General features: G+C 45.4%; 12 protein-coding genes. 3 read left to right on the top strand and 9 right to left on the bottom strand.

All coding sequences use genetic code 11. The features are described from left to right. The first annotated feature begins 133 nt into the window (after positions 1 to 133). A complete protein-coding gene (locus FS666_RS09220) occupies positions 134 to 1,243 on the top strand; it encodes a mandelate racemase/muconate lactonizing enzyme family protein (RefSeq protein ID WP_144463245.1) in 1,110 nt (369 codons plus the stop codon). Positions 1,244 to 1,317: 74 nt separating this feature from the next. On the opposite strand, the gene tatC is transcribed toward FS666_RS09220, so the two are convergent. The 9 genes from tatC to FS666_RS20640 form a co-directional block, all read right to left on the bottom strand. Next, entirely contained in the window at positions 1,318 to 2,154 is an 837-nt protein-coding gene (tatC, locus tag FS666_RS09215) for a twin-arginine translocase subunit TatC (protein WP_120069314.1), read from the bottom strand. A 17-nt stretch (positions 2,155 to 2,171) separates the two neighbouring features. Continuing rightward, entirely contained in the window at positions 2,172 to 2,363 is a 192-nt protein-coding gene (gene tatA, locus FS666_RS09210) for a twin-arginine translocase TatA/TatE family subunit (protein WP_120069317.1), read from the bottom strand. A 21-nt stretch (positions 2,364 to 2,384) separates the two neighbouring features. Further along, positions 2,385 to 4,094, bottom strand: coding sequence for a GMC family oxidoreductase (locus tag FS666_RS09205; RefSeq protein WP_120069320.1), 1,710 nt, complete (start codon positions 4,092 to 4,094; stop codon positions 2,385 to 2,387). Positions 4,095 to 4,107: 13 nt separating this feature from the next. Next, positions 4,108 to 4,854 carry a gluconate 2-dehydrogenase subunit 3 family protein gene (locus FS666_RS09200; protein ID WP_120069323.1) on the bottom strand — a complete coding sequence of 249 codons (747 nt, stop codon included), beginning with the start codon at positions 4,852 to 4,854 and terminating at the stop codon, positions 4,108 to 4,110. A gap of 252 nt (positions 4,855 to 5,106) precedes the next feature. Further along, complete coding sequence (locus FS666_RS09195) at positions 5,107 to 6,042, bottom strand: dipeptidase (RefSeq protein ID WP_144463241.1); 936 nt, start codon at positions 6,040 to 6,042, stop codon at positions 5,107 to 5,109. 20 nt (positions 6,043 to 6,062) lie between these two features. Next, positions 6,063 to 6,707, bottom strand: a complete 645-nt coding sequence (locus FS666_RS09190; RefSeq protein WP_144463240.1) for an SDR family oxidoreductase — start codon at positions 6,705 to 6,707, stop codon at positions 6,063 to 6,065. A gap of 39 nt (positions 6,708 to 6,746) precedes the next feature. Then, positions 6,747 to 6,956: a copper chaperone CopZ gene (gene copZ, locus FS666_RS09185; RefSeq protein WP_144463238.1), complete on the bottom strand. Its 210-nt coding sequence runs from the start codon at positions 6,954 to 6,956 to the stop codon at positions 6,747 to 6,749. Between the two features lie 19 nt (positions 6,957 to 6,975). Beyond that, on the bottom strand, positions 6,976 to 9,369 hold the full coding sequence (locus FS666_RS09180) for a heavy metal translocating P-type ATPase (RefSeq protein WP_144463236.1): 2,394 nt from the start codon (positions 9,367 to 9,369) through the stop codon (positions 6,976 to 6,978). Positions 9,370 to 9,422: 53 nt separating this feature from the next. Then, positions 9,423 to 9,521 carry a metal-sensitive transcriptional regulator gene (locus FS666_RS20640; protein ID WP_164876265.1) on the bottom strand — a complete coding sequence of 33 codons (99 nt, stop codon included), beginning with the start codon at positions 9,519 to 9,521 and terminating at the stop codon, positions 9,423 to 9,425. Positions 9,522 to 9,681: 160 nt separating this feature from the next. Here FS666_RS20640 and FS666_RS09170 point away from each other — a divergent pair, with 160 nt between their 5' ends. Both FS666_RS09170 and FS666_RS09165 read left to right on the top strand, forming a co-directional pair. After that, on the top strand, positions 9,682 to 9,756 hold the full coding sequence (locus FS666_RS09170; protein WP_164876267.1) for a YjcZ family sporulation protein: 75 nt from the start codon (positions 9,682 to 9,684) through the stop codon (positions 9,754 to 9,756). Positions 9,757 to 9,864: 108 nt separating this feature from the next. Then, complete coding sequence (locus FS666_RS09165; RefSeq protein WP_120069341.1) at positions 9,865 to 10,146, top strand: hypothetical protein; 282 nt, start codon at positions 9,865 to 9,867, stop codon at positions 10,144 to 10,146. Positions 10,147 to 10,381 lie beyond the last annotated feature (235 nt).

The raw sequence follows: 10,381 nt of genomic DNA, 5'->3' as shown, positions 1-10,381 counted from the left end.
GATAAGCAGGCACTCTCCGCCTTTCCTTATCCTTTATCTCGTCGGAGGCACTCCAGTCTGTACCTCGATAAACAGGCGCTTGCGCTTTTCTTATTCAAAAAATCATTACTGTAAAATGAAGGGATTGATCGTCATAAAAATCGAAGCCATACATATTCATGCTGTCCATTTACCTTTGTACAGCCCTTTTATTGTGAGCTATGGTATCTTTCACCATATGCCCACCATCATCGTCAAAATAGAAACGGATGAAGGCATTATAGGTTACGGGGAAGCTTTGCCGGACGAATACGTGACCGGCGAGTCTTTTGAAAGCACGTACTACCTTTTAAAACATACTCTCGCTCCGCTGCTGATCGGCAAAAACCCGATGGAATTTGAAAAGATACACGATCTGATGAATCGGACAATTTATGCAGTTCCTGCAGCAAAAGCAGCATTGGACATCGCCTGTTTTGATGCTGCCGGCAAAAAGCTCGAACAGCCTGTCTACCAGTTGATTGGCGGGCGTTATCACGAAAAATTTCCGATCACCCATGTTTTGAGCATCGCAGAGCCGCAGGAAATGGCTGAAGAAGCGGCAGCCATGATGAAACAGGGCTACAACTCTTTTAAAATGAAAGTCGGTACGGCAGTACAGAAAGATGTCGAGCGGATTCAAGCTGTCAGAGAAAAAGTCGGCAAGGACATTGCCATCCGTGTGGATGTCAATCAAGGCTGGAAAAACAGCGCCGCCTCCCTTGTCGCGATTCGTTCATTAAAAGACTTGAATATCGATTGGATAGAACAGCCTGTGGCAGCCGATGATATCGACGGCATGGTTGAAATCAAATCAAAAACCGATATTCCAGTCATGATTGATGAAGGTATGAAAGGGCCCCGTGAACTGCGGGAAATCATCCGGAAGCGGGCTGCGGACAAAGTCAATATCAAGTTGATGAAATGCGGAGGCATCCTTCCGGCAGCAAAGCTTGCATACCAAGCCGAAATGGCCGGCATTGAGTGCCAGGTCGGATCGATGGTGGAATCATCGATCGGGTCAGCCGCCGGTTTCCATGTCGCTTTTTCCAAGAAAAACATCACAAGTGTTGAACTGACCGGACCATTGAAGTTTTCTCGGGATATCGGAAACCTTAAATACGACGTACCTTTCATAAAGCTCAATGAAGAGCCGGGGCTCGGCGTGGAGGTCGACGAGGAAACTTTGAAGGAATTGACGCAGTTCAAGGACGTTGTCCGTTAAGGGGTTTGAAGGTATTTACGGCAAATAACATAAGCTCCAGGAAAGGAATTTTCCTTTTTCCCGGAGCTTTTTTCTCATTCCGTGGAGACAACTTCTGTTTGCTGAGCGGTCTCCTGCCTTGCTTCCATCCGTTTTACAATATAGATACTCGCTTCGTATAGTAATGCCATCGGGATCAGCACCATCAACTGGCTGATAAAATCAGGGGGTGTGATCAAAGCCGATACAACCGCTATGGCCAAATACGCCCATTTTCTCACTTTTTTCATCGTTTCCGAGGTCAACACCCCGATGGATGCCAAAAACATGGCGACAATCGGCAGTTCAAATAACAAGCCAAGCGGCACAGTCGTCATAATCAGGAAGTGTACGTATTCCTGTGCCGAAACGATGACATCAAAATTCATTGCACCAAAATTCATTAAGAAATGATAGCTTAAAGGATTGACAACAAAGTAGCCGAAAGCGACCCCCATAATGAATAACAGAAACATTGCGGGTGAATATAATCCAAGAAATCGAATCTCATTGGACTTCAAGCCCGGCTTAACAAACTGCCATATAAAATGGACGAGAAACGGCAGCGACAATCCAAGCGCAAGAGTCACACAAATAGAAGTGTAAAACTTGACGATTTGAAAAGGGCCGAAAACAACAAGCTCATTCCCTTTCGTCACATAAGGGAACCAATAGTTCATCGTTGTAAAGACAACAAGAAGAAATACAACAAACACAGCCAGACTTTTGATCAACTGCTTGCGAAGATCGGCTAAGTGCTCAACCAAAGCTTCCCCGTTCGTTTCTTCCTCTTGCTTTTCTTTCCGATAATAGGGACGATCCATATTGCGGTCTTCGGGCTTTTTGTCCAAGGGACTGAGAATTTTTCTATCCTGTTTCGTATCTTGTCCCATTCAGCGCACCTTCTAAATCAAATCTCTTTTTTATTCTCTTGCTTTGAGGTATCATCGTCGTCCATGATTTCCCGGGTCGATTTTTTAAACTCTGACAGCGTTTTCCCCATGGCTCCGCCAATCTCCGGAAGCTTTTTCGGCCCGAAAATAATCAAAACGATGACCAGAATAATAATTAGTCCTGGTACTCCAATCTGTGAAATGCCCATCTCTGAACGCCTCCTTTTGTATTAAACAAGACTTCCGCCTTTTTTGCTGTATTTTATGATGCCTTCCGCACATCTGTAAGCCAATGCGCCGACAGTGCCGGTAGGGTTATAACCACTGTTATGGGCGAAATTTCCGGCTCCGACTACGAATAGATTATCGGCATCCCAATGCTGCAAATAGTTGTTTACAACACTTGTGGCGGGATCCGCTCCCATTGTCGTGCCGCCCGTGTTATGGGTTGTCTGGTATGGGACGATATCATAATCTGTCAATACGTTTTCAGGGACAACCTCTTTTGCTCCCATATCTTTCATAATTTCAGCGGACCTTTCCGTCGCAAATTTGTGCAGGGCACGGTCCTGATCGGTAAAATTATAGGTCATCTGCAACAGCGGCAGGCCGTATGCATCTTTATATGTCGGATCAAGCGACAAATAATTTTCCTTAAATGGCAGCGATGCACCCTGGCCACCCACAAACAATGTCCGTGTGTAGTAGTGAATGGATGCCTTCTTGAACTCCTCGCCCCAGAGTGGAACATCCGGCGGGACCGGGTTGCTTGCAATCGGCCTGGATCCCGACTGTGTAATCCAGATTCCGGCGCCGTGGAGAAAATCTTCTTTGCTATGGTCAAAATTGTCGCCGTTGAAATCGTCCATATACATCCCAAGTGCTCCTGCTCCCATGAATGTATTCATTTGATCATCAAAAAAGCCTGTCGCTCCGGCGTTCATTTGATAGCAATAGTTTCTGCCAAGCGTTCCTCTTCCTGTGTCAGGGTCATACTGTTCGCCGATGTCGGATACCATCAGTAGTTTGGCATTGTTCAATACATAGCTTGTCAGCACTACTATATCTGCAGGCTGGATGTATTCCTGCCTTGTCGCTGTGTCGATATACCTGACACCTGTAACCTTGTCGCCTTTTTTCAAGATCTCAACGACATTGGCGTTTGTCCGGACTTCATAATTGCCGGTCTTTTCCGCTGCCGGAATCACTGTTATTTCCGGGGAAGACTTCGCCCCGTACTCACATCCGAATCTTTCGCAAAACCCGCAATATTGACAGGCGTAAATGGTCTGCCCGTCCGGATTTTCATATGTTTCGGACAAGTTTGCAGATGGCATCATATACGGATGATATCCCCTGTCCTTCGCCGCTTTCTCAAACTTTTGCAGTATAGGCGTCTTTTTCATCGGCGGCGTCGGATAATCATTGGACCTTTTTCCCCCAAGCGGATTGGTTTCACCGGAAATCCCCGCTGTCTTTTCAAATTTATCAAAGTAAGGCTCCATTTCATCGTATGTAATACCCCAATCCTGAAGCAAAAAGCCGTCAGGAATCTTATCTTTTCCATATTTCTTTTCCGTCATGCTTCTGATTTCAAAATCGTAAGGCAAAAATCTGAAAGTCCATCCGTTCCAGTGGGTTCCAGAGCCGCCAAGGCCTTCGCCCAATAAAAATGACCCCATCTGTCTCATGGGCAGTGCTTTTTCTTTGCGGGTATTTCTGAATGTGATCGTCTCTTTTGACAAATCCTGCATCAAATCATAACGGATGGCATACCGATACTCGTCGTGAATCCGCTGATAGTCCTGGGTCCCTCTTCTTTCCCCGCGTTCGAGGCCCACCACTTTCAATCCTTCCTTTGCACACTCGGCTGCTACGATGCCGCCTGTCCAGCCGACCCCAACGGTTACAACATCCACTTTATCCAAAGTTTTAGCCATGTCCTCAACTCCTTTAATGATCCATACTTGCCAGTGACTGGGGATTGATTTTTTGAAATTTGTCACTGTCCACGACGTTTATATATGCTGCCTGGTGACCCGGGAAGTTTTTCATCCTCCAGCCGTCCATATTGTTATTGCCGCCGTATATCGGGTCTGCGTAGGCTCCTTCCAGTGTTGCAGACCTGAGCAGCGTAAAAAAGAAGTCGGATGTGATTCCATCCATTTTCACTTTTCCTTTTTGGAAGTCCGTCAATATTTCATCCATCTGATCGGCTTCTAAATTGGCAAAACCTTTTTTAAAACGATTTTGCGCTTCTTTGTCCATCGTTTTGATTCCAAGCAGAAAAGCCTCCTGACGGTTCATCGGAGTTTGATAACCCTGGGTGATTTCCCCAATATCAAATGGTCCCTGCATATATTCCCTTGCATTCAAACCGTAGCTTCCGGCAAGCTGATTGTCGATAAAATACGGGACACCCAGTTCGATGGCACCGGGACCCAAATCATCCTTTGGAAAAATCCGTTCGGTTGCCTGTGATAACACTTCAAAGTCATTGTAATTTTTGAAAAACTGCAATCCTTTTGGGCTTGACCTGTCTTTGCCGGTTCCCTGATCCTTTCTCGCAGTATCGGGTTGTTTGTTCGCGTTATATCCGATCAATCCGCCGAGCACACCGCCTCCAATCAACGTTCCTGTCGCAATTCCGGAGGTTTTCAGGAAATCGCGGCGCGTCAAGCCCTTATCTTTTTCTGACATTTTAACTGCCTCCTTATTTTCCTATTTGATTACCAAACGGCAATGAAACAAAGGCGCAAGCGCCACGTCCTGTGGCGCCGGAGGCACTAGGACCTCCTGTCCGTCGGAGCCGGACGCAGCATTAAGTGACAAATAAGCTACTTACAACCTGAGCATTTTATAATTTCCTAAATAAAAAAACCGCCATAGGACTTATATTGCCCATGGCGGTTTTAATCATACTTTTTTTTACATTTTTTTCATTAAGCCCGCTCAGATTTTCCAATTTGAGACCGTTTCTAAAAAGTTTTGGCCGGCGAATCCCCGTACTTGATCCTCCGAGTAATATTTTAAAAGCTCATTGATCAGATTTTGGTATTTTGATGCATTTTCCAAACCGGCAATATGGCTATCGATTCCATCAAAATCAGAACCGAATCCAATATGGCGAACTCCGCCGAGCGAACAGAAATGATCAATATGTTTGATGAGATCCGGGATGGTCACTATTTCTTTTTCTGCTATGAATTCAGGAAAAAAAACAACATGGACCATGCCGTTTTTTTCAAAGAGGGCTTCAGCCTGCTTATCTGTCAAATTTCTTGGATGGCTGCATAGTGCCTTTGCATTGGAATGGCTCGCAATCGGATAATCCGCAAGGTCCATCACGTCCCAAAAGGACCTCTCACTTAAGTGGGAAACATCTGTAAGCATCTTGCGCTGATTATTAAAATGAACAACTTGCTTTCCAAAAATTGTAAGACCCGCTCCACGCGGCTCTTCCGCCCCATCCGCAGCCAGGTTGGCATAATTCCAGGTAAGACCTACAGAACGGACCCCCATACGATTTAGAAGACTGAGTTTCTGCAGGTCATTGCCAATGCAATCTACCCCTTCAAGTGTAAGCACAGCCCCTGTTTGGCCGGGTTTTAAATCCAGAATATCCTTCCAGCATTTGATCTGGATGATGTCGGGGTTATTTTCCAGGATTTCCGTATAGTAATAATTGATTTGCTCAAGGGCGTCCTGAAATTGCTCTGTTGTCTTAATTTCCGGTGGAATGAAAACAGCGAAGCACTGAACCTTCACATTTCCCTTTTTCAAACGTTCCTTATTTGCATCAAGTTCAGGTGAATCATTGAAACGAAGCTTACCCTTGCTTTCCCACAGCTTCCATAAAACATCACAATGAAGATCGATGATATTCACACACACCCCGCCAATTCCGGTTAGATTCTTTTTAACGCTTCTTCAATAGGAGTGTCGCCGGAGACAAGATCGAACGATTTATTATGAGTATGCTCTTCTTTTAAACATGCAACAACTGCCTTGGCCACATCTTCACGTGGAATGATGTCCCGTTCTGTTTTTTCACCAGCACTTACTTTCCCGGTCCCAGGCTCGTTTACTAGACCGCCGGGCCGCACAATCGTATAGGTCAAACCGCTTTGCAATAAGGCTTTGTCAGCGTAATGTTTGGCTGCGTAATAGTGTTTGATTTTTTCATTCCAGTTTTCACGGTTGTTCGCCTGGAAAGCACTGACCATAATAAAGCGGTTAACGTTTGCCAATTCGGCTGCTTCCACCGTTTTGACCGCTCCATCCAGGTCAATAAGTAGTGTTTTGTCTGCTCCGGTATGACCGCCTGAACCGGCTGTGAAAACGACGGCATCACAGCCCTTCATAGCCTCTGCCAATTCATCGACACTGCCTTCCAGGTCTGCCAATACCGCTTCCATCCCCTTCTCACTGAAGGCTTCGGCCTGTTCTTTGCTTCTAACCATTGCAATACCGGTATAATCGTCGCTGTCTTTCAATAGTTTCATAATATGACGGCCGATTTGTCCATTTGCACCCGCTACAAAAACTTTCACTTGAACACACCCCTTGTTATTTTTGACTTTGGCTGATCCCTATTTGCCCACATCATATCCCTGGTCTTCTACGGCTTCTTTCATTTTGCCGATATCCGTTTTGGAACGATCATAGGAAACTTTAACAGTTCCTTCATCCAGGTCTGCCTCGGCTTTTTCAACCCCTTTAATGGCTGTTAATGCTTTTTCAACTGATTGTTTGCAGTGTCCGCATGTCATTCCTTCTACTTTTAATACGGTTTCTTGCATGTTCAATCTCCTCCTGATTTTATAATTTTACTCTTTTTAAACGCAGTGAATTGGAAACAACTGAAACCGAACTGAAGGCCATCGCCGCTCCGGCAACCCATGGGGCCAGCAGTCCAGCTGCCGCGATTGGAATTCCGGCTGAGTTATAGGCAAGGGCCCAGAAAAAGTTTTGGTGAATATTTCTCATCACTGCATGGCTGAGGCGGAATGCTTTTGGTATGAGAAGCAAATCTCCTCCGAGAATTGTCAAATCAGCAGCTTCAATGGCAACATCTGTACCCGTTCCAATGGCGATCCCTACATCAGCGAGTGCAAGCGCCGGGGCATCGTTGATGCCATCCCCTACCATCGCCACTGTTTTCCCTTGATCTTTCAGCTCTTTTACCTTTTCCGCTTTTTGTTCCGGCAAAACTTGCGCATAAACACGATCAATACCGACCTGGCCCGCAATCGCCTTCGCAGTTCTTTCATTATCTCCTGTCAGCATGAGGACTTCAATGCCCTCTTCCTTCAAACGGCTGATGGCCTCTTTTGCATGTTCTTTCACAGTGTCCGCAACTGCCACTATGCCTGATAATTTTCCATCCACAGCAATAAACATGACTGTTTTCCCCTGGCTCTCCAATTCTTCAGCCTTTTTCACTTTTTCCTGATATAAAACAAGATTGTCGCTCATCAGCTTTCTCGTTCCGACCAAAATTTGGCGGCCATCTATCGCAGCCCTGATTCCGTGTCCTGCGATTGCCTGAAATTCCGTTACCTGTTTCATTTCAACGCCTTGCTCTTTTCCATACCTTACAATGGCGTCCGCCAATGGGTGTTCGGAGGCATTTTCGGCAGAAACGAGATAAGCAAGAACAGCCTCATCATTACAATCAATATCTGTTACCGAAGGTTTTCCCACCGTAATTGTGCCAGTCTTATCCAAAATGACCGCATTCACTTTATGCGCCATTTCCAAATGCTCGCCGCCTTTGAACAGGATGCCTGTTTCCGCCCCCTTGCCGGAGCCTACCATGATCGATGTCGGGGTAGCCAGTCCAAGAGCACACGGACATGCGATGACAAGAACAGTGATCGATGATTCAAGCGCTTTGGCAGCATTTCCGGGTTCCACAATCATAAACCAGGCCAAAAAGGTTAAAACGGCTATACCTACTACGATCGGTACAAATACCCCGGATATTTTGTCTGCAATCCGCTGGATAGGAGCTTTGCTTCCCTGAGCCGCTTCAACGATTTTAATAATCCCGGCAAGGGCCGTATCCTTCCCGACTTTCGTTGCTTTTATCCGGATCATGCCTTGCTTATTGATTGTCGCTCCAATAACCTCTTCACCCGGCCTTTTTTCTACCGGGATTGATTCGCCTGTGATCATCGATTCGTCGATAGCCGCTTCACCAAAGATCAATTCTCCGTCTACAGGTATTTTTTCACCCGGCCGGACAACGATAATATCTCCTGCTTTTACATCCTCCACAGGTATTTGCTCTTCTTCTTCCCCTCTCAGCACGCTCGCATTTTTTGCCTGCAGGCTTAATAAGTGGGAGAGAGCTTCAGTTGTTCTTCCTTTCGCCCGCGTTTCAAAAAGCTTGCCAAGCAGAATCAGTGTAATCAGCACTGCACTTGTTTCAAAGTAAAGATGCGGCTCATATCCCGGATGAAGCCAAGCGCGGATCCCTTCCAGTACACTGTAAAAGAAAGCCGCGGATGTACCAAGCGCCACTAGGACATCCATATTGGCACTCTTATTTTTTAATGATTTATAGGCACCTCTGTAAAATTGTCCCCCGATATAAAATTGGACCGGCGCCGCCAAGATGAACTGAAGCCAGGGGTTCATTAAGACAGCCGGAACCGGAAGGGCCAAATTGCCAGGCAAATGTCCCAGCATCGTATAAAGCAAAGGCAAGGAAAATAGGGCGGAAAGAATGAATTTCTTTTTTTGTTTCTCGTATTCCTTCGATTTGGCCTCTGTTTTTTCTGCCTGAGTCGTCTTCACTTTGGCATCGTATCCGAGTTTTTGGATTTTTTCAATGATATCCGAAGCAGTTGCTATACCTTGCTCAAATGCTACGGATGCGGTCTCGGCAGCAAGATTGACTGTTGCCGATTGGACTCCGTCCATTTTATTCAGTACTTTTTCAATTCTTGCTGAACAGGCTGAGCAGGTCATTCCATATATATCTAAATCAAGCTGTTCTGCTTTTACCCCATATCCAAGGTCTTCTATTTTTTTCGCAACGTCCTGAGCAGAAACTTGCTCATCTGTAATCGTCACAGATGCCTGTTCCAAAGCAAGATTGACATTCGCTTCAACTCCCGGCATTCTGTTCAATACCTTTTCGATCCGGTTCGAACAGGCTGCACATGTCATGCCTTCTATAGGTATGTCCAATGATTTGTTGGGCATATCGGATTCCTCCTTTCTTAATCATGTCTTGACCAGTTGATTGACAATCTTCATCATTTCTTCAATGGTATCATCGCCTTCTCCGATTTGATAGCATCTGCAACACAATGATGAGCATGCTTTTCAAGCTGCGTTAAACCCACCTGTTTCAAAGCCGAACTGATCTTTTATAAATAACATACCCCTAGATGGTATTTTAATCAAGTCTTTCGCATTGGAATTCTTTTATGCATTATATTTGTCCAAGCAATAGGCACTGCTTGTTCATACAATATTCCAGGAGAGATAAGGAGGTGTTTATTCATGAGTGGAATGAGAATGGGTTTCGCTTTGATTGTTGTCCTGTTTATCCTATTAATTATTGTCGGGACATCTTACGTTTATTAAGACGTTTTGGAAGCGCCGTCGGCGCTTCTTTCTAATGTATAGGAATCCTCATATCCTGTGAAAGTTAAGGATATACTATCAGTTATTATGATAATAAGGTGTGATCAAATGGAGCCATTTCCGGTCATACATACAAATTTCTGGGATTCAGTCATTGCGGTCCCGGCCGTATTGATTGCCACCCAGTTCATCAAGATCCTGCTTCCGATTCCGCGAGTTCTCATTCCGACTGTAGCCAATATTCTCGGATTGGCATTCGCTCTCTTTATCGCCCATCGATTTAATTTTTGGGGAGCCGTCTTTATGGGTTTTTTTTATGGAAACGCCGCTGTCGGCGTATATGCATCATTAAAAACTTCCTTGAAAACTTACCGGGACTCGGAAAATTAGAAAAGCGCAAGCGCCTTGCCCATCGACGTACAGACTGGAGTGCCTCCGACGAGATAAAGGAAACACGGCGAGGAACGAGCCGATGTTGACTTATCGTAGGAGGAGGTGCGAAGTCTGCTAGTCGATAGGCGCTGGAGCTAGACAACAAATGGCTTTGTTCAAAGTTTTAAAGCTGAAAAATCTTATACGCTTACTCTGTAAAAAAATAGGCCGGGTGCATGAGAATTTCGTGCAC

The sequence above is a fragment of the Siminovitchia fortis genome (assembly GCF_007681465.1).
Classification (GTDB): domain Bacteria; phylum Bacillota; class Bacilli; order Bacillales; family Bacillaceae_C; genus Siminovitchia; species Siminovitchia fortis.
This window is presented reverse-complemented; position numbering and strand designations above follow the sequence as displayed.